Origin of the sequence: Chryseobacterium elymi, from assembly GCF_003385495.1 — a bacterium.
GTDB classification, from domain to species: Bacteria; Bacteroidota; Bacteroidia; order Flavobacteriales; family Weeksellaceae; genus Chryseobacterium; species Chryseobacterium elymi.
The window spans coordinates 1-18,728 of the sequence record NZ_QNUH01000008.1 but is presented as its reverse complement, the minus strand read 5'-3'; the positions used below and the strand labels follow the sequence as shown (position 1 = coordinate 18,728).

The following is an 18,728-nucleotide window of genomic DNA, read 5'->3' as shown; positions in this document are numbered from 1 at the left end:
GGTGAGACAAAAGGAAGCCATTAATTTGATTGGAAAAGCAGTCCGACAATCTGATAAACCCCAAACTTGGGCAGATTTAGGCTGTGGTGACGGTACATTTACCAATGCTTTAGCTCATTTGTTACCGGATGGAAGCCACATTTATGCTGTGGATAGCCAATCGCAGAACTTCTCAAAATCATTAGGCAATAATGTTTCCGTTAATTTTATAAAAGCTGATTTTGAAAAATTTGATTTTGACTTTTCAAATCTGGACGGGATTTTAATGGCAAACTCACTGCATTATATAAAAGATAAAGGCCCGCTGATTAATAGGTTAGAGAAATATCTGTCAGCAGACAAAAAATTTGTGATAATAGAGTATGATACTGACATTGCCAATCAATGGGTTCCTTATCCAATTCTTTTTTTTAAGCTGAAAGAACTGTTTACTAACTTGGGCTATTCAAAAATTATTAAAGTAAATGAACAGCAATCAATATTCGGACAAGGCAGCATATATTCTGCAACTATCGGAGTGAACCATTAAAAAAATAAAATATGATACTAAAAATTATTAATTCCGCACTAATGCTTGTCGCCATATTTATGGGCTTGAAACAAGGATGGGCAATGCTTTCGTGTAAGCCGGAGATGATAGCAATGTTTAGCAAATGGAACATCAGTAAAATAGGTTTAATGATCATTGGAGCGGTAACAATGCTAAGTGCAATGCTCATTATTTTCCCGAAAACCTTTGTTTGGGGAAATTTCTTAATGGCAGCCGGTATTTTGCTGATCATCAGCTTTCATTTGCTTGATAGAGATCTGAAAGGTGTGGCAATAGAATTACCTTTTCTACTCTTGAACCTGGCCATTATCTATTTGCAGCATCCGTTGAAAGACGGGTTATTATAAACAGTAAATTTTCAATAATGAAAGTATTAGTTATTACAACCTTTGCAGTTTGCTTTTCACTCACAGCGTGTGGACAGTCAAAAACTCAGAAGATAGAAACAACAACAATTAAAAAAGCACAAAAAATGGACACAAACAAACTTACAAATGAAACTGTAAGAACAGCTTTTGATGCCTGGCAAACCGGCGACACCAAAACCTTTCTTTCTTTTTTTACTCCCGATGCCACGATGACCGATGATGGAAATCCTCGGAATTTTCAAAACTTTGTAAAAGAGGCCTGTGGAAAAGAAGTTTTTCTGACAATTGATACCGTAGAAAATGAGGGAAAAGAGATAAAAGGAAACTTCAAAGCAGGGAATTGGGGCACTTTTCCTGTGTTTTTCAAATTCCACCAGAATATCAATGGAAAGTTTGACAGGCTGGACATTGGACAGGCAAAGTAAAACCTCATTGCCAAGATTCACGGATAAAGACTTCTAAAAAAGAATACCTGTGCATATTGGTGCAAAAACTTAAAAACCAAATGAATAAAACCATTTTTGTTTTACAAAAATACAAGTACGAGTTTTTACTCTTTGCACTTGCACAGCACTTGTTTATAGGGATTTTTTTAACCGACTTTGATTTTTATACACGGGTTGTTTGGCCAATCAATATGTTGATATTAGGATTGGGTAGTATTTTTATGTTTACAGGCAAGCACCGTTGGAGGCATTGGTTTAGAAATATCCATTTCATTGTCATTTTACTGTTGCCCATCGGGATTCCGTTTTTTAAAGATATACCTTGGTATTTCATTTTTCTCAATATCAATTACGCAATATTCTTTACGTTTCTGTTTTCGGAATTGCTAAAGTTTTTAATAAAACCGGGGTATATCAACAGTGATATTATTTCAGCGTCGGTGTGTGGTTATTTTTTATTGATAGAGATTTCGGTTTTCTTGTTACAATCATTTGAATATTATAATCCGTTGTCTTTTAAAGGAATAGATACTTCATCACCTGCAAGCATTTTTATTGATTTGGTGTATTTTTGCTCTATAACCTTTACCAGCATTGGCTTTGGAGATATTACACCAGGTACACATACTACCAAATTAATAGCCTCTTTTATTGGCATTGCCGGACAGTTTTATACGGTAGTTTTGGTTGGCATTCTGATAAGTAAATTCTCCTCAAAAAATTAAATCTAATATGAATACAGGCTCTCACTACAAGCTCAGGCATTTTATTCCCTGGACAAGGGTTAAAATTTATAAAATGTTAATATTAAGTATAATTCCTACATTGCTGTTTTACTTTCTGGATTGGCAATGGCTGGCTATTCCGTGGGTTCCGGTGGCTTTGTTGGGAACAGCAACAGCATTCATTTCAGGCTTCAAAAATACCCAGACCTATAACCGTACCTGGGAAGCGCGACAGGTTTATGGTGCTATTATCAATAATAGCAGAGCCTTTGGGATTATGATAAAAGATTTTATCCGTTCAGAGGACAAAATTCTTGAAAAGCAACTGCATCATGAATTTATATACCGTCATTTTGCGTGGCTTACAGCATTACGTTTTCAGCTTAGAGAAATTAAAAGCTGGGAAAACATAAAAATAAAAAGCTACAACCGCGAATATCTTCAATATTACAAAGTCCCGGAGTGGGAAAGTAGCCTGGATGAAGAACTGAGGGGACTTCTCAGTGAAGAAGAACGTCAATACATTTTATCAACAAAGAACCGTGCAACGCAAATTGTAGCCTTACAATCTTCTCGTTTAAAAAAACTGAATGAGGAAGATAAGATATCAGCCTACAATTATGTTGCTCTTGAAAATCAGCTAAAAGAACTATATGACCAACAGGGGAAATGTGAGCGTATTAAAAACTTTCCCTATCCGAGGCAGTTTTCGAGCATCAATTTGTATTTTACCAATGCCTTATGCCTTTTAATGCCTTTAGGTTTCATAGGCGAATTCTCCAAGATGACAGAAAAATTCGGAGAAAACATTATTTGGCTTGCTATTCCCTTTAGTATATTGCTGGGATGGGTGTTTTTGGTTCTGGAGCAGATCGGAGAAAGTACGGAAAACCCATTTGAGGGAAATGCTAATGATATTCCTATAACACAGATAAGCAGGAATATAGAAATTGACCTTCGTGAAATGTTGGGCGAAAAAGATTTGCCGCCAGCAATCGCCGCACAGAATAATATTTTAATGTAAATAAAAAAGACAAGCAAGTTATGGAACATTTAGAATCCGTTAGAAAATGGTATCCCAAAGCGTTAACTTCTATTGATACTGTTAACCGGCTATTAGACACAATTGAGAAGTATATCGGCTTAAAACCAAACCAATTGATGCACGCAGACAGTATGTGCTGTGACGATGTAAACGCTATACAATATCCGCCAAGGGCTTATGAAATGTTGGGACCGTTCCATTTAGGAGGGCTTGACGGTTTTCCTTTTGCAGGGATTACCGGGATGAATGCTTTTGCACATCATGTTCCGGAAGATGGTGCAGTAATCATATTTTATGCACCACATATCGGCGTTACAAAAGATGGTGCTATCGGGGAAATAGGCAGGATAGGGCAGAGTGGTAACTCGGCGTGTTGTGGTGCTGCTAAAGGAGCGTTGGGAAAACTCTCTGCGGGGCAGATCATTGAAGGAAATATCACTTCACTGGACTTTCAGATGAATACCATTGAGCAGATTTTCCTTTATCAGAAAGACCGAATCCTGAATGCAGAAAATCAAATATTTGAGGCTACGGAGGTTATGTACGAAGCTATTGATGAAAGAATAGAGGTGTTGGTAAAAGAAACCAATTATCCTTGTAAATATGTGATTTTGGTAGGTGCAGTTTTTATCAATGGAGATAAGGATATGGGATCGTTCTGCCAGTATAAGAAATTCGATTATATAGATCTGGAAACGAAGGAACGGAAAAGTCTTATGGAAGAATACTATCAATAAAAAAAGGGTGATTTTAATTTAAAATCACCCTTTTTTTTGATATTGGATTTATTCAACAATAGGTTATGCGTTCTTCATGATTATATACTTTTTGGGGTTTATTAAATACGATTTCAATCAGTTCAGGGAATAGTATCACTGCCGCAACCCAAATAACAGCTTCTATTGCTGCAGGGATTAAAATTAAGAGCGGGATGAATCTCCTGTAATAAACTGCAATACAAAACCCTGTGTATTTTCATCTCACAGCTGTAAATTAAAATTTTTCCTGAATATTGCTTCTATTTGGAATGCCATCACATATACTACGATAGGTTATTTGTTTTCGGTTATTGCTTATGATATTTTTCGGTACCTGATTCCGAAATCTAAATATAAAAACTTATGAATGTATGAGCATAGCTGCAAAATAATCAGTGTATTGGGTGACTTATTGTCTGTATTTGTCGGAACTGTGCTGCCGGATTACAAGCCTTACAGTCAATTTTTGCCATCGTTGCTGATAACAGTTGTTTATGTGTGTCACAGGATCGGATAGTATATTTGCTCATCCTAGCTTTTTTATAAAATATTCTTTAAGTTACTTTTCTTATCAATTGATATTCAGTGTTTTTTGAAAATGTATCCATTTTGTTTTTTAGATGATGTTATTGTGATTTTTTCCGTAATTCTCACTTACCCTTTTTTCTTTTCCAAAATTTAAGCTATAAATTCTACAATATTTTGTGGATTACAATGTATTCCCTCCAAAAGAAGAAGATTATTTTATTGAACAAATAATGATTTGTTTAAAGAACAGAAACTTCATTATCCTGAACGAAAGAAAAAACTTTCATAGTGTTTCAGCGTAGCTGATCTCCTAATCATAAATAATGATCCATTAAAAATGTTAGAAAGGATAAAAACTAAAAACTAAAAAATATGCTGAATTTTAATCAATTAAAGCAAAAAGGAAATACCTTTTGCAGACATCTTATGATGCTGATAGCTTTAGCAGGAAGTGTAACCGTATTTTCTCAGGATGCTGCGGTAACTCCTACTAATGATAACACCAAAGTTGCCTGGCGTACAGGTGGTGGAGGTGGAACCACTATTTTTGGGACAGTGACTGCGGCGGCAGTTGTTGGTAATTGGGGGGCTACGCTTCCTCAAATTACTGATTCAAACACCAGCAATTCCGGCTTTTCATCACATCCTGTTGCTTCGACTTTGGGCACAGACATAACATCAACCGTAAAACTAAGCGATGGTAAAACTTATGGAACAAGTCCATTTACAGGGTATAGAATTGGTGTAGTGGCAAACAGAGCTATTACAGGAGGCTTTACCCCGACAATTGGTCTTACCGGTATCAACAATGTACTTATTACAACATACCTTGGAGGTGTTGTGCAAGAAACTTCTCCTGCTCAGAATTGGACACTGGGGGCCTCTTCTATAGATGCTGGTTTTTATGTGCATAAACCTTTTGATGAAGTGCGTATAACACAAAACGGAAGGGTGACCAATGTAGGTGGTACTGCCACTGCAACGCTTGGTGTTAATTATGTGTATTTGCAGCGTTACACCCGTACCGGTGGTGGTTTTGATACGACAGGAGAGAAGGTTGTCACTTGTAATGCCCAGATACCGCTTACAGGTAAAGGGGTAACAGGTTCTGGGGCGGCTGTTGTATTTGTACCGCCTTCTCCTGTTCCTATTGTTGTTCCGGCAGCTCTCTGGCCGGGGTTAGCCCCTGCCCTGGAAGATGAGAAACCCAATACACATGGTACAATTCCTTTTATTAGTGCGGGTCTGGCTGTGTATTCCGGTAGATTAAAAGATGAGGGTGTGGTATATCCTGCAGGTACTTTTGGCGGTGGTGTTTACCAGTTGAATGCCATATCCGGAGGGTTGAATGTAACAAAAACACTCAGGTTTTATTTAAATGGTTCCCAACAAGGGCCAGATGTGGTGAGTCAAGAGTTTCTAAGTGCCTCGGCCAGCGGAAGTCTCTTGACTGTTGGTGCTGTATCTTCGCTTCCTTTCGATTCCATTGAATTTGAAATCTCTTTGAACTTATCTGCAGCTTTAGGCCTGCTCGAAATCTATTATCCTATTGTGCAGCGTTTTTGTGATGCAAACATTACCTGCGGTGCGCCGGTAAGCCTTATTTCAGGAGAACTTACCCCGGGGGGGGCACAAAACCACCCTGTCTATGCAAAAGCTATTGGTACCAGTGTACTTACAGCTTCTCTCGGAAATCCAGGCATCAATAACGTACAAAATGTGATAGATACTGATTTGAACAATTATGCAGAAATAGGTGCTGCCACAGGTGCATCGCTGTATTCCAACTATGGTATTTCGGTTATTTCGCGGCAGGTGTTGGATGCCAGTGACCTAGGTCATATTAAATATGGTTATCCTAAAGGTACTTTTGCCGGTTTTGAAATTCAGGACGATAGCTTTGCAACAGCAAGCGCAGCTAAAAATTTTATTATCAGTACTTATAAAGAAGGAGTCATTCAGGATACTTACAATACCCTTAATGTAGCATCGGGAAGTCTATTCACTCCCAATAACGGGAAGTACATTATAGGGGTGAGGACCACTAAAGATTTTGATGAGATAAGAATTACGGTAGAATTATTGGCAGGTGCATCAGCAGGCTCCAGTACAAAAGTTTACCGAGCGGTGATAGAAAAATTTTGCCCTTCAGCAGCCCAAGCGTGTAATACATCTACAGATCTCAAAAGACCAGCTTATCCTGTATTCATAGATGCTGCCAACACTGGTGTAGCAGGTCTTGGGACTGGAAATACCTATTTTGAAGATTTGAACAATATTGTGGCCAACACTGGCCAGCCAGCTAAATTATATACTGCGGCAGGAGCTGTAACCAACGCTTCTGTAGCTGTACAAGACGGTAGTAAAGGTATTGGCGTTCCAGGAGATGCCACTTATGAACTGTATCCTGCCGGCACTTTTGCTGGTTTTGATGTAGCATTTCCTACACTTGCAGCAGCAGAATTGGCGGGAAGCACGATTACGATTATGACATTAAAAGCAGATGGAAGTGTTGCGGACTCTGCGGTAATGAATTCCAGTTTCTTCGGTTTGCATACCTCTATTCTTAATGGGACCAGTAATCGTCAGATATTGGGTTTTGCTTCCGGCCAACCATTCACCGGGGTTAAACTTACCATAAACAAAGCTTTAAGTGCTAATGCAGGTGTTTTAGAAATTTACTCGGCGGTAATTCAGAGATTCTGTACTACACCTGTCATCAAATGTGATGAAATTGAAAACATAAGCGTTCCTAAGTATCCTTTGTATGTGAACGGGGCAAGAACAGGAGTAACTGCTTTTGTGGATGGCAATAGTTCTATCAGTCTTTCTCAGAATGCCATAGATGCGGATCCAAACAGTTATGCAACGATGCAACTTGGTGCGAGTGCAGGCTCAGGATTAGGTTTCAGTGTAGCTAATGGCTTTGGTGATTTCCCTAAAGATACATATATTGGATTTGACATTGCAACATTAGATATAGCGCAGGCTAGCGCTTTTGAAACAAATAATATAGAATTATACAAAGACGGTATTCTGGTACAGACCAGCACAGGTACTCAGCTTGCCGGCGGATTAAGTACCGCCGCGGTTTCAGGGGGTTTTCAACGTTTGATAATAGGTACAGTAGCTCATGTTCCATTTGATGAAGTACGTTATGTGATAACCCGTTTCGCGGGTGCTTCTGCTGGTGAAATCAGAATCTTCAATGTAGTAGCAAGAGACTTCAGTCCAACTTCTAGCACAACGTGTCCGTTGGTTTTACAATGTGATGGTACGTATGTGCTTACAAATGGACCTACGACTATTACTTCTCCAACAATTCCTGCGGTAATAGAATATGCTAACACAGGATATGAAGGTTTAGCAACAGCAGGATATGGTATTGATAATGTTTGGAATGCGGTAAGCCCGGATCCGTTGGATTATGCAACTATACATTTACCCGCATCCGCTGGTGTTACAGGTTCTATCTCTGTAGCTATACCAAAAGTAACTTTGCCGCCGGGCACATTTGCTGGGTTTACGGTAGACAAACAGAACTTTCCTTTTTCCGGTGGTTTTTTACCCAATGTTATGGTAAGTACATATTTAAATGGTGTACTCAGAGAGCAGAGGAGTGGTGGGGCCTTGATAGATTTTTCTTTCTTTACACAATGGTTTGGTACCAATCCAAACATATATACACCTGGCTTCCAAACAACATTATCGTTTGATGAAGTGAAGATTTCTATTGGAAGTGTCGCTTCATTAGGAGATCAGACATTGAGGGTTTATTCTGCCTATATTGATACAAGAACATCAGTAGTAACAATACCTGGTGACGGTTACACTCCTATTGATTGTACCAATGGTGCCTGTTATAAACCCGGAGCTATTGCTACAGCTGGTAATCCTGCTCTGATAAGTAAGGTAGGAATCACTTCATTACTAAGAGCCGGAACACAGAATTCTGATAATTGGCCGGCAGTTCGTACTGGCGCCTGGTTAGCTTTAGAGGCAAGAACGAAAGGTTTTGTTGTTAATAGAATGGAGTTCAACTCCTCTGGAAACCCGGTTGGAATTCCGGTTGCAGATTTTGTTGAAGGAATGCTTGTTTATGATACGACTAATAAATGTTTAAAAATGTATACTACTCAAAATGGGGGAAGTACATTTGCATGGTTCTGTATAAGCACACAAACCTGTCCTGATTAATAATACTTTTTAAGAGCCTGAATAGTAATGTTTATTTTTCAGGTTCTCAGTTCTCACTAAAATTAAGATTAATATGTTTAAAAATACAATAGTAATAACCGGGTTTCTAATGGGTGCATTTTTACACGCACAAATAGGAATAAGTAGAGAAAACGTAACCAATGGCTCTGTTTCATTACAGTTCGGAGATAACGAAAATAAAGGACTTCTTCTACCTTATGTCACAGATAAAACAGGGATAACTGAAAATGGGACTCTTCTTTTTGACACATCAGACAATAAAGTAAAATATTTAAAAGATGTAAATACATGGTTTGATCTGAGTGTTGACACAACAGGGACTGCAGATTTGAATATTCAAGCAACTGATAGAGTAGAGCATCCGGGAGCAAGGGTTTGTATCAGTCCGACTTTGGGAGGGACAGATACCACACAAGGAATATTGGTTCTCGCTGATGATGATAAAGCCATGATTTTGCCTAAAGTTGCCAATCCGCATTTGAATATCATCAGTCCTTCTGCAGGAATGATAGTATATGATACCATAAAAAAACAATTGGCTGTTTACAATGGTACTGTCTGGAGTTTTTGGAAACCTTAGATTGACAAAATTACTTTTAACAAATTAAGTGTTAAAAAATAAAACAGCTTATCTTAAAAGAGTTAAGCTGTTTTTTTGTAAAATGAAGAAAATAAATTACTAATGTTAAACTAAAAGACCACTTGCTTTCCGTTTCCGAAGCAATATGTTTATTTTTTTATGATCTTAAATGTTTTAATAGTTCCGTCACCCAAGGTTGCACTGCCAAGATAGACACCCGTATTCAGTACAGACACATCAATTTTAGCATTTATTTTATTAATTGCCTGGTCTCTTATCAGCATTTTGCCATTTATATCATATATAGATACTGTTTTTATTATTTTTTCGCTTGAAATATTGAGAATATCCTGTACGGGATTTGGATAAATATTAAATTTGAGACTATTATTCTTTATATCACTTGCAGAAAGTATCAGATTGTCTAATTTGACGATCCATCCTGCAGCAAATATAGGAGGGATAGTATTATCAAACCCGCAAATGTACTTACCATCCGGCGATATTCCCATTCCGGTGCCAAGTTTTGCATCGAATGTAGTAATCGGGACACTTTGAGACGTCAAAAGATCAGTAAGTAATATGGGACTGGCTCCTAAAGAAGGGTGATAAATAATCACTTCTCTGTCTCCGATCATTCCGCAATATCCTACAGCGGTACCATTTTCGGATACTGATACAAACACAGCGTCAGTATATCCTGCCGGAGCATCAAAGGCTTGATACACATTGGTGTTAATATTATAAATAAAAGCTTTACTCCCTTTGTAGCCAACTACCTGTCCGGCATTATTCACATCATTGGCTTCTCCATATTCCAGATTGCTAAAATCAATGTAATGCGAATCTCCATTCTGATCAAAATAAGCAGGCACCCGAAAAGTTCCGGCGCCGAAAAGATCTTCCCGATCTATCCAGCCGGCTACGGCTCCGTTATCATTTACATCAGCCCCGCGGCCGTTAGTGTACAGTAGGTCACCCGTAAGTTTGGTAAGTATATTAGTTTCGGTATTATAAATAAATGGATAACTGCTCCCCGCATTACCTGAAGTCATTTGCCCGGTTACATACACGCTGTTTGCTGAAATCCCTTTTGCATCTCCAAACCAACTGTTTCCCGGTACATCTCCGGGGAAATAGCCAATAGGTGTCCAGATTCCGTTTTTGCGGTAAGCAGCCTGACTCAAATCAGAGCCATCTGCAGCAGTAAAAGGCATACTCCCAGCTATATTTTCCGTATTATTCAATCGGTTTGTTGCATTGGCAATAGTTTCTATAGGTGTGCTTGTATCCGTAGCGTAACTATAATAGCCTCCGGAATGTACAGCATTTCCTTTATTGTTGATATCATAAAGTCTTGTTCCCCAGCCGTTGAGAACTCTTAGATTGGTTTGGGCATTCAGACTGCTTAAAAACAAACAGGCTGAAAGCAGGTAAATTTTTTTCATAGTTAGGAAATTTTAGTAAATCAAAATTGCTAAGATTATATCGTTTTATGGCACTTGCAATGTGAGAAATTCAGAATTTCTTTTTCAAAATCAATTAAATTTATAAGCCTGTTTCATCATTATCGGTTCTTAAGTAGGACTGGCTAACAACAAATTTAAAAGGAACTTTCTTTTTAGTAAATCAATAATGATTTCATATTTTTTTATATGGTGGGTTTTGATTTTTTTTTTCGGAATAACTATCCGCTAGAAAAAAAGTTAAGGAGATTGAATAGCTATTACTTGATCCGATAGTTTGGATGCATTTACTAAAATTGCTTATAAATAAGAAGGTGACACTCCTGTTTCTTTTTTGAAGACTCCTGCAAAAACCTCTCTGGAAGAGAATCCGCGGCTTTCACCAGATAATTGATCTTATACTTTCTGTAAATAGTTGATTGATAGGGCTTATTGATAATATAGTTAATTCTTACCCCATTAATATTATAATTTTTCCCCTTATGTTGTTTTAGAATCTGAGAAAGATAACGGGTATTGGTATTCAGTTCCAAGGCCAGGGAACCCACAGTAAGGTCCTTTTTGATGTATTTATGAGATTTTTCAAACTTCTCAGAATTGATTGTATCACCTGTTATATTGATACCAATATTACTTTTAACACCAGAAATATTGAATGCGGGAGTAAGATTTCTGAAGTTTTTGTTTGTTTTATATTTTTTATGATATTTAAATATTTTGCGTTGTGGTTTTTTATTTCTTTTCCTCCAGTAGATATATCCCGCAATTACTATGCTTCCTATTCCAGCCCCGGTCAAAACAAGTAATCTTTCAATTCTTCAGCTATTTTTCTGCTTCAACACTTAAATCAATAACATTTTTGTAATCTCCCTTCCAGTAAGACAAAATCATAATGGCATTATCGCTATCTAATATTCCGTCGCTGTATCCTAACTTTTTAGATCTTTCATTATACTCTTTCAGCATTTTTAGACTTTTTGCAGGCTCTGTTACAGCGATTACCCTTGCCTCTTTTATTTACTTTAGAAGATATGTCTGGGACGACGCCTGTTGCTGAGAACAAAAAATAATGTAAAGTGGAAAGCAAAGAATAGTGTGTTTTCATCCGTGTTATCAGTGCTGCGCAAATCAAAGTAAAAAAAAATAATTTGAACTTTAAATTTAGCGAGTTTATTTCTGAAATTATAACAATGTAATTGCATTTATATTCCTTTAAAAATAAATGTTTTATCGAGCTAATTTTTTGTTTTTTTTGTCATTAGAGTTGGTAACCTTTTGTGATAAGAATTCAGAAATATTCCTATCTATTCTTTTTCAACCTTAATCCAAGATTGTATTTTTGCACAGCTATTATTTAGATAAAGACTACAAAAAACTACATAAAGAGTTTTTGCGTGTGAATCTTGTTTATTAAGAAAAGCTGACCATACAGCACAATTAAATTTAATTCTAAGTAATTGATGATGCAAATAATTTCTATTTATCTCTTGAGATATCTGAATTAAAAGTTGTTTAAAACTTAATCAGGCCCATTTATTCTAAAAACACAAGTAAATTGAAAAGTAACCAGCAGCCTGGATCTTTAATGCCCTCATTGGAGGTTTAGGCTTTTGCTTTTCAGATTAGCGATGATATTTAAAAACGTTTTTTATCCAAATTGAAAAAAAGAGAAACCCGTTTTACTGTAGTTCCATAGCAGTCTATAAACAGACACAAATAAACTAGCCCGATTATAAGAAAATATACAAGGAAATGATTTCCAGAAAATTTCAGGATAAGATTGTACAATGTTTTCCGATACTGGATAAGGAAGATTTTCTTTTTTGGATGTAATTAATATACACAAGATTATCTTTGGAATTCACAATGCTTTATTCAACGATCCTGATCAGAAATACAGAGCTTACGATAAATATACAATTTAAAAAATACTGGAGTATCAAAAACAAAAGGCAATCAATAATTCCCACTCTCGTTGTTTAAGCGGTATCTCTTAATGTAACTTATGTTGGAAGATAGTTTGTTGTTAGTATTGCCTGTTTTCCACTCATATATTTTACCCATATATAATTTATATTAAATTTGAAATATCTAATAACCACAAATGATTTCAATAAAAAAGATACTGATTATAATTGTTTTTGTATCCATAAATATCCCACAAAACTCGTTTAGTCAAAATGAATCACTAAAAATAGATAGCCTTATAAAAAAGATCAGTGGGATTTAGTGCATCTAAAGTTAGTAAATGAGAATTTGAAGTTTAAACGAATTTCTAACTATACACTACCGTACCACCTGTTAATTAAAATAGATTCAGGTACGGTACTGTACAAACAGGGTAAATATTTGGAAGCAAAAAAAGCTGTATTATCCTCAATAAATCAAGTAGAGACTAGCAAAACTAATTTGAGTTTATCCCATTATAATGGCCTAAAACACATTGCTGTAACAAGATTATTTTACATCGAAAAAAGACTGGGTAATATTTCACAGGGTTTAAAATACATGAATTTGTTTTCGCGAGATATGAACCCAATTTACAAGAAAAAGCAGCTCATTTTTTATGCTGTTGCTTATGGTGAATTGGGGAATTACAATAAAAGCATTGCACTTTTGAATACTCATTTAAAAGATATTCAATCTGATGAAAAAAACTTCTGTACAGCGGTATTCCCAGAATTGAAGAAATAGGGGCAACCTATAATACAATGGGGATACATTTGTTAAGTGGTATAAAGATTCCGGCAATAAGGAGAATTTAGATTCAGCTCAATCTAATTACGAGAAAGCAGGTAAATTACTGAAAACTAAATCTTATTTAGCCCCATATTCAAGATCTTTATTAGTCAGCAGACTTGCTAATATAAGGTTACTAAAAAAGCAATATAAGAATTCACTATCTCTTTATAATACATGTGAACGGGATTCGGTTTTAATGGGCAAGAATTTCTCACGTGAAATGGTTTGGCTAGGAAAAGCTGAAATATATACATTTCTTAAAAAGCCAGATTCGGCTTTCTACTATCTTCATAAACTTTATCGTGAAAAACAACCTATTAAGTGTACCTATGAAAATGAATTGAAAATTTATTATTTATTGAGTTTAAATTATGAGAACAGCGGTGATAATGCAAACGCTTATAAATTTGCCAAATTAAATCTCTCCGAAATAAGTAAAAAAAAGATCCAGGATATTTCAGGAAACAGCTTTCTTGGTAAGCATGAGGAGATAGAAATAAAATCAATTTCTGATGAGATAATAAGAAAGAATAAAAAAAATACTTTTCTATTCACAGCTTTTATCATACTCATATCTGTTGTTGTCATCTTTTACAATTATAATAAAATAAAAAAAAGATTTTTTACAGAATTTCAGAGAGAGGTTAAAGAAAGGAAGCTGTTTCCAATGGAGACTTTCACAATCGAAAAAAACAAAAAATCAATAATTGTCGAAGATAAAGTTGTTAACCGGATATTAAATAATTTAGATTTACTGGAATCGAAGAAAATGTTTTTATCCAAAAATTTTAAATTAACGAGTATGGCTAAACAGCTTAATACCAATACTGCTTATTTATCCAAAATACTAAATGAGCATAAAGGAATATCTTTTTCTGAATATATAAATGATCTTCGAATAAATTATGTATTAAAGGAACTTGAACAAAACACAATATTTCGGAAATATACTATTCAAACAATATCTGAAGAAATTGGTTATAAAAGCCCAACAACTTTTATTAAGGCATTTAAAGAAAGAACAGAAATGACACCATCACAGTATATTAAAAAATTAAACAATCTGTGATTTTTGTAACAAACGTTGTCTTACTAAGCTAATCAAGTTTTTGGTATTTTAATTATCAAAATCTTAGAAAAATTCTAACCATCCTTTCAAAATAGTACAAGATCATTATTTTAATCATTTTCAAATTACTGCCATGATTCTGCAATAAATATAAATTATACTATTACCATCCAGTAAAACAAAATCTGAGTGAAACTTAAAAGCTATCTTGTTAAATCATGTATATAAACTCGTCAAATAAACTGTTCTGTTTTTCGTTAAAATATATAAGAGTTTTTTAAATACAATAAAAGATTTTATAATAACACCCACGCCATGCAAGCCGTTTATTTGTACATACGAGTCAGTACCGATGAACAGGTTGTAAAAGTATATTCCCAATGCAGCCAATTGGACCGACTTGTCATTATTGTAAAGATCACAATCTCATTGTTAGCTATTTTCGAAGACTATTCGGCAAAAACATTTAGTAGGCCAGAGTGGAACAAACTGTTCGCTGATGTTTTGAAAAGATCCGAATCCTGTCAGGTTCGTATCGATAGTAAAGAGCTTTAGCCTAAAAATCGTCTAAAAAAGATAAAATATTTGTTTTTTTAAGAAAGAGATTATGTTTAAAGAACAAAGAAAAAGAGCGGAAGGTACTGTAAATATGCTGATTGAGAGGAGTTTATAAATAAAATGACACCATTTGGCCTAAATTGTCCTAATGGTGTCATTAAGTGAACTTGGCAGGATTATCTTCGAACCAATTTCTTGCTGATATTGATCGAATTTTAAATGTATTAATAGATAATTTTGAAATTTAAAAAAGCAATAGTGCTTTTGTAAGCTGGATGATAGGATGGAGTATATTTAATATAACCAAAATCTTGAAGTTCCTTAAAATACTTGTGATAGGTAGGGGTTGTTTTGATATGTGATTGAAACATCAGTTTGCTTCTGCTAACGAATATAATTTCTTTATCATTTTGAATATAAGCAATTTTGATGATTGCAAGCAATAATGCAATATGCCATACAGTGAGTCTTTCGTCTGCTGTAATTTGAATTAAATAATTGATCCAATTGATTGTATTATCTTTTTTCATTTTCAAATAATTTCTTTAAATCACTTAGATTGTAATAATATGATCCTAAAACCTTTTTAAATTTGACCTTTCCTGTTACCCTAAGATTTTGGAGGGTAGCTGGAGAAATATTCATAAAAGCTCTTACAGACTTACTTCTTATCCATTCTGGATCTATATCCTTAGGTGTAGATCCAGAATGTTGTATTTTTTCATCTAATATTCTTTCTATATCAAGCAATAGTTCGATTTTAAATTCTTGTAAGTCTTCTTTTGTTAATAATGATATTTCCATTTTTAATATTTGTGTCAAATATATGACGATGTTTTTATTTAATTGATTAATAGTTGTTTATGTAGGTTATTAATGTTAATGAAGTTTATTATACAATGAATTTGAAATATAATATTTACGGATCCAAATGCTTTAAAGATAATTAAGCTTCAGTAATTAGGAAACCAAAGGAAAAAGAAGGATATATGCTACTTTCGATAAAGAACTGAAAGTCAAACAGAATAAATTCACTAAAAATTAAAGAAAATATGAGTTTTCGTGCATATCTTCTTTAACACGATGTAATTATTTGTTTAACATTATTGAATTTCGACTATGATTATTAAGTATTATTTAAATTTGGAAAATAATGAAAATCTATATTGCCAGCTTATTGATGAAGATATTAAAGTAAGCTTTAACATGAAATATAGTATTGATCCTCAAATTTGGGATTATAGTAGCGATAAATTATGTAATTCGGATCCTCATTTTTTTACCTTAAAAAATTTTAAAATACATCTCTTCAGTAGGTCTGTTGAGTTACAAAAATCCAGAAAAAATTCGGTTTTAAAAGTCTTAAAAGAAGAAGCTTTGCATTTATTGCATGATTCTGGGATTGATGGAATTTCCAGGAATGTCTTTAATTTTTATGCAGATAAATTTGGATTGGATAGATATGATAAGTATATCCAGGCATTTGAAAAGTATACAGGGTTGCAACAGAAAGATTATAAAGTTGAAATTATAGGTTACATGCTACATTTTCATACTGAAAATTTAATCTATGAAATGGATACTTATACTGGAAGATCTTTGTTGCTTGAGGAAATTATTAAAAACAAAAGATATTTAGACATAATGGAGTTGACTGAGGTAGCTATGTGGAGTGAAATATATGATGAAAATATTGGTAAGCATAACTTTCTTTCTAAGATGTCTGACGAATTTGAGATTTGTCTTAATGATAATTTTAAAAGGGCAGGAGTGTTGATAAAACCAAATGAGAGTATTGAAAAAAGAAAAACTGAGATACGAAAAATGTTCCAAAAGTTTATTGATCAATCCAATAAAAATATTAATTGGATTGATTTAGCTTGGGAAATAAGTGAAGAAATTCTATTTCCTTTAGCGGTTATTACGATGACAAGTATATTTGATTTAACCATTTGTTGACAAGAATATTGTGAACTGAATTTCTATGATGAGAATGAAGAATGGGAGACTATTTTTCTGGATTGTGGACTTGAAGATGATAATAACATTCAAGGATTTCATATTAGACCTCTTAGGTAAAGTGCATTCAATAACTTATTCATTGAAATACCTTTAGACAAGTGATTTAGCAGATCTGTTCTATTTCATTATCAAATGATTATGTAATGAAAATATTGAACATTGTAGGTGTTAGAGAGCGAGGGATTCGAACTAACCTTTTCTAAACACTTTAAAACCTTATTTTTGCACGTATATTCAAATACAATGGAACAACGTCTTACAGATATACTTTATTTAATTAAAAGATCTCGCAACAATGCAATAAAAGCAGTTAATACTGAATTAATTAACCTCTATTGGAATATTGGTGAGTATATTAGTAAGCAGGTAGAGAGTACTGAATGGGGACAATCTGTTGTAAAAGAATTGGTGGAATACATCAAGCATAATGAGCCTGAAATAAAAGGATTTTTAGTTAAAAATCTTTGGAGAATGAAGCAGTTCTATGAAACTTACAAAAATTTTCCAAAACTCTCAACCTTGGTGAGAGAATTAAGCTGGTCACATAATTTGGCTATTTTTGCACGATGCAAATATAATGAAGAACGTGAATTTTATTTAAAAATTTCAAATCAAGAAAATTATAGTTTTCGAGAATTAGATCGACAAATATCTTCCGGTTATTTGAACGTACTATGATTGGAAATACAAAACTCTCAACAGCGTTGAGAGAATTAAATTCAGATATAAAGACAGCTATGTATTTGATTTTCTACATCTACCGGAATCGCATAATGAAAGGAATTTACAAAGAGGATTAATCAATCAAATGAAAAATTTTATTCTTGAACTCGGAAAGGATTTTTTGTTTATCGGAGAAGAATATAAAATTCAGGTTGGAAACAGTGATTTTTATCTCGATTTGTTATTTTATCATCGTGGTTTACAATGTTTGGTCGCTTTTGAACTGAAAGCTGATAAGTTTAAACCTGAGCATTTAGAACAGCTAAATTTCTATCTCGAAGCCTTAGACCGTGATGTCAAAAAAACGAATGAAAACCCAAGTATTGGTATTCTATTATGTAAAGACAAAGACAGCGAAGTCGTAGAATATGCTTTAAGCCGTAATCTTTCTCCTACGCTGGTTGCTGAATATAAATTGCAATTACCTGATAAAAAATTACTACAACGTAAACTACACGAATTATTTGAAAACAGCCGAATAACTGAATAAAGAGTTTCGAATAAAAGACACAATCCTATTTTAGCCAGACATTATCCATTTTTTGTTAATTCTTTAAGAGATATACTATACAAATTTCAACACCGCATCATTGGAGTTGTATTTGTAAGTTAATCCTCAAAATTGGCTTAATTTTGTTTTTTTCGTAAAACCATTATTCAAGCAAATCAGAATCAATAATTTTGCTATTTATTTGAATATTGTGAAAATTAAGATTTATATGATTTTGTTGAGATCTATAATCAAAAATATTACCAATGATAATTCTATACACATTTCTTAATGAAGAAAAACATCAGTATTTCCTTTCTAAGTTTTTAAATTATTTTCCTGAAGAATTTAGGCATAAAGTCTTAGGATTCAGAAAATGGGAGGATACTCAGTTGTCATTACTTGGAAGAGTACTTTTGTGCCATGGCCTGGATAAATAT

The 18,728-nt window shown here is 34.3% G+C and carries 19 protein-coding genes; 14 read left to right on the top strand and 5 right to left on the bottom strand.

Annotated features, from left to right (window positions below; translation table 11 throughout):
• Position 1 precedes the first annotated feature (1 nt).
• From DRF60_RS10920 to DRF60_RS10885, 8 genes are all read left to right on the top strand, one after another.
• Entirely contained in the window at positions 2 to 529 is a 528-nt protein-coding gene (locus DRF60_RS10920) for a class I SAM-dependent methyltransferase (protein ID WP_238640188.1), read from the top strand.
• Positions 530 to 540: 11 nt separating this feature from the next.
• A complete protein-coding gene (locus tag DRF60_RS10915; RefSeq protein ID WP_116012099.1) occupies positions 541 to 897 on the top strand; it encodes a DoxX family protein in 357 nt (118 codons plus the stop codon).
• A 125-nt stretch (positions 898 to 1,022) separates the two neighbouring features.
• Positions 1,023 to 1,343, top strand: coding sequence for a nuclear transport factor 2-like protein (locus DRF60_RS10910; RefSeq protein WP_238640186.1), 321 nt, complete (start codon positions 1,023 to 1,025; stop codon positions 1,341 to 1,343).
• A gap of 80 nt (positions 1,344 to 1,423) precedes the next feature.
• Positions 1,424 to 2,089, top strand: a complete 666-nt coding sequence (locus DRF60_RS10905) for a potassium channel family protein (protein ID WP_116012097.1) — start codon at positions 1,424 to 1,426, stop codon at positions 2,087 to 2,089.
• Positions 2,090 to 2,162: 73 nt separating this feature from the next.
• On the top strand, positions 2,163 to 3,113 hold the full coding sequence (locus tag DRF60_RS10900; RefSeq protein ID WP_238640184.1) for a bestrophin family protein: 951 nt from the start codon (positions 2,163 to 2,165) through the stop codon (positions 3,111 to 3,113).
• A 20-nt stretch (positions 3,114 to 3,133) separates the two neighbouring features.
• Positions 3,134 to 3,871, top strand: coding sequence for a hypothetical protein (locus DRF60_RS10895; RefSeq protein ID WP_116012095.1), 738 nt, complete (start codon positions 3,134 to 3,136; stop codon positions 3,869 to 3,871).
• 921 nt (positions 3,872 to 4,792) lie between these two features.
• A complete protein-coding gene (locus DRF60_RS10890; protein WP_123902672.1) occupies positions 4,793 to 8,617 on the top strand; it encodes a hypothetical protein in 3,825 nt (1,274 codons plus the stop codon).
• A gap of 109 nt (positions 8,618 to 8,726) precedes the next feature.
• A complete protein-coding gene (locus DRF60_RS10885) occupies positions 8,727 to 9,218 on the top strand; it encodes a hypothetical protein (protein ID WP_238640182.1) in 492 nt (163 codons plus the stop codon).
• 149 nt (positions 9,219 to 9,367) lie between these two features.
• Here the strand turns inward: DRF60_RS10885 and DRF60_RS10880 are convergent, their stop codons facing one another.
• The 3 genes from DRF60_RS10880 to DRF60_RS21125 all read right to left on the bottom strand — a co-directional run bounded on the left by DRF60_RS10880 (position 9,368) and on the right by DRF60_RS21125 (position 11,650).
• Positions 9,368 to 10,666 carry a T9SS type A sorting domain-containing protein gene (locus DRF60_RS10880; protein ID WP_116012092.1) on the bottom strand — a complete coding sequence of 433 codons (1,299 nt, stop codon included), beginning with the start codon at positions 10,664 to 10,666 and terminating at the stop codon, positions 9,368 to 9,370.
• A gap of 308 nt (positions 10,667 to 10,974) precedes the next feature.
• Entirely contained in the window at positions 10,975 to 11,481 is a 507-nt protein-coding gene (locus DRF60_RS21625; RefSeq protein WP_238640180.1) for a hypothetical protein, read from the bottom strand.
• Between the two features lie 25 nt (positions 11,482 to 11,506).
• Positions 11,507 to 11,650, bottom strand: a complete 144-nt coding sequence (locus DRF60_RS21125) for a hypothetical protein (protein WP_157967950.1) — start codon at positions 11,648 to 11,650, stop codon at positions 11,507 to 11,509.
• Between the two features lie 1,383 nt (positions 11,651 to 13,033).
• Here DRF60_RS21125 and DRF60_RS21005 point away from each other — a divergent pair.
• The 3 genes from DRF60_RS21005 (at position 13,034) to DRF60_RS21890 (ending at position 15,050) form a co-directional block, all read left to right on the top strand.
• A complete protein-coding gene (locus tag DRF60_RS21005) occupies positions 13,034 to 13,378 on the top strand; it encodes a hypothetical protein (RefSeq protein WP_123902671.1) in 345 nt (114 codons plus the stop codon).
• Positions 13,379 to 13,622: 244 nt separating this feature from the next.
• Positions 13,623 to 14,495 (top strand): helix-turn-helix domain-containing protein, encoded by an 873-nt coding sequence (locus tag DRF60_RS10870; RefSeq protein WP_116012091.1) that lies wholly within the window; start codon positions 13,623 to 13,625, stop codon positions 14,493 to 14,495.
• A 315-nt stretch (positions 14,496 to 14,810) separates the two neighbouring features.
• Positions 14,811 to 15,050 carry a recombinase family protein gene (locus DRF60_RS21890; RefSeq protein ID WP_116012090.1) on the top strand — a complete coding sequence of 80 codons (240 nt, stop codon included), beginning with the start codon at positions 14,811 to 14,813 and terminating at the stop codon, positions 15,048 to 15,050.
• A 227-nt stretch (positions 15,051 to 15,277) separates the two neighbouring features.
• Here DRF60_RS21890 and DRF60_RS10860 read toward each other — a convergent pair whose 3' ends face one another.
• Both DRF60_RS10860 and DRF60_RS10855 read right to left on the bottom strand, forming a co-directional pair.
• Positions 15,278 to 15,583 carry a hypothetical protein gene (locus DRF60_RS10860; RefSeq protein WP_116012089.1) on the bottom strand — a complete coding sequence of 102 codons (306 nt, stop codon included), beginning with the start codon at positions 15,581 to 15,583 and terminating at the stop codon, positions 15,278 to 15,280.
• Positions 15,570 to 15,857 (bottom strand): MerR family transcriptional regulator, encoded by a 288-nt coding sequence (locus DRF60_RS10855; RefSeq protein ID WP_116012088.1) that lies wholly within the window; start codon positions 15,855 to 15,857, stop codon positions 15,570 to 15,572. The genes DRF60_RS10860 and DRF60_RS10855 overlap by 14 nt, the downstream gene beginning before the upstream one ends.
• Positions 15,858 to 16,196: 339 nt before the next feature.
• Here DRF60_RS10855 and DRF60_RS10850 point away from each other — a divergent pair, with 339 nt between their 5' ends.
• The 3 genes from DRF60_RS10850 to DRF60_RS21615 all read left to right on the top strand — a co-directional run bounded on the left by DRF60_RS10850 (position 16,197) and on the right by DRF60_RS21615 (position 18,288).
• The gene (locus tag DRF60_RS10850; protein WP_123902670.1) at positions 16,197 to 17,012 is read left to right on the top strand and encodes a hypothetical protein; all 816 of its coding nucleotides are present in this window, start codon (positions 16,197 to 16,199) and stop codon (positions 17,010 to 17,012) included.
• A 306-nt stretch (positions 17,013 to 17,318) separates the two neighbouring features.
• Positions 17,319 to 17,753, top strand: coding sequence for a DUF1016 N-terminal domain-containing protein (locus DRF60_RS21620; RefSeq protein WP_238640178.1), 435 nt, complete (start codon positions 17,319 to 17,321; stop codon positions 17,751 to 17,753).
• Positions 17,754 to 17,787: 34 nt separating this feature from the next.
• Entirely contained in the window at positions 17,788 to 18,288 is a 501-nt protein-coding gene (locus tag DRF60_RS21615; RefSeq protein WP_238640196.1) for a PDDEXK nuclease domain-containing protein, read from the top strand.
• The last annotated feature ends 440 nt before the right edge of the window (positions 18,289 to 18,728 follow it).

Excerpts from the sequence above, each read along its gene's own strand:
- DRF60_RS10915 (WP_116012099.1), top strand. The coding sequence starts at position 541 with ATGATACTAAAAATTATTAATTCCGCACTAATGCTTGTCGCCATATTT.
- DRF60_RS10910 (WP_238640186.1), top strand. The coding sequence starts at position 1,023 with ATGGACACAAACAAACTTACAAATGAAACTGTAAGAACAGCTTTTGAT.
- DRF60_RS10905 (WP_116012097.1), top strand. The coding sequence starts at position 1,424 with ATGAATAAAACCATTTTTGTTTTACAAAAATACAAGTACGAGTTTTTA.
- DRF60_RS10900 (WP_238640184.1), top strand. The coding sequence starts at position 2,163 with ATGTTAATATTAAGTATAATTCCTACATTGCTGTTTTACTTTCTGGAT.
- DRF60_RS10895 (WP_116012095.1), top strand. The coding sequence starts at position 3,134 with ATGGAACATTTAGAATCCGTTAGAAAATGGTATCCCAAAGCGTTAACT.
- DRF60_RS10890 (WP_123902672.1), top strand. The coding sequence starts at position 4,793 with ATGCTGAATTTTAATCAATTAAAGCAAAAAGGAAATACCTTTTGCAGA.
- DRF60_RS10885 (WP_238640182.1), top strand. The coding sequence starts at position 8,727 with ATGGGTGCATTTTTACACGCACAAATAGGAATAAGTAGAGAAAACGTA.
- DRF60_RS10880 (WP_116012092.1), bottom strand. The coding sequence starts at position 10,666 with ATGAAAAAAATTTACCTGCTTTCAGCCTGTTTGTTTTTAAGCAGTCTG.
- DRF60_RS21125 (WP_157967950.1), bottom strand. The coding sequence starts at position 11,650 with ATGCTGAAAGAGTATAATGAAAGATCTAAAAAGTTAGGATACAGCGAC.
- DRF60_RS10870 (WP_116012091.1), top strand. The coding sequence starts at position 13,623 with ATGGGCAAGAATTTCTCACGTGAAATGGTTTGGCTAGGAAAAGCTGAA.
- DRF60_RS21890 (WP_116012090.1), top strand. The coding sequence starts at position 14,811 with ATGCAAGCCGTTTATTTGTACATACGAGTCAGTACCGATGAACAGGTT.
- DRF60_RS10860 (WP_116012089.1), bottom strand. The coding sequence starts at position 15,583 with ATGAAAAAAGATAATACAATCAATTGGATCAATTATTTAATTCAAATT.
- DRF60_RS10855 (WP_116012088.1), bottom strand. The coding sequence starts at position 15,857 with ATGGAAATATCATTATTAACAAAAGAAGACTTACAAGAATTTAAAATC.
- DRF60_RS21620 (WP_238640178.1), top strand. The coding sequence starts at position 17,319 with ATGGAACAACGTCTTACAGATATACTTTATTTAATTAAAAGATCTCGC.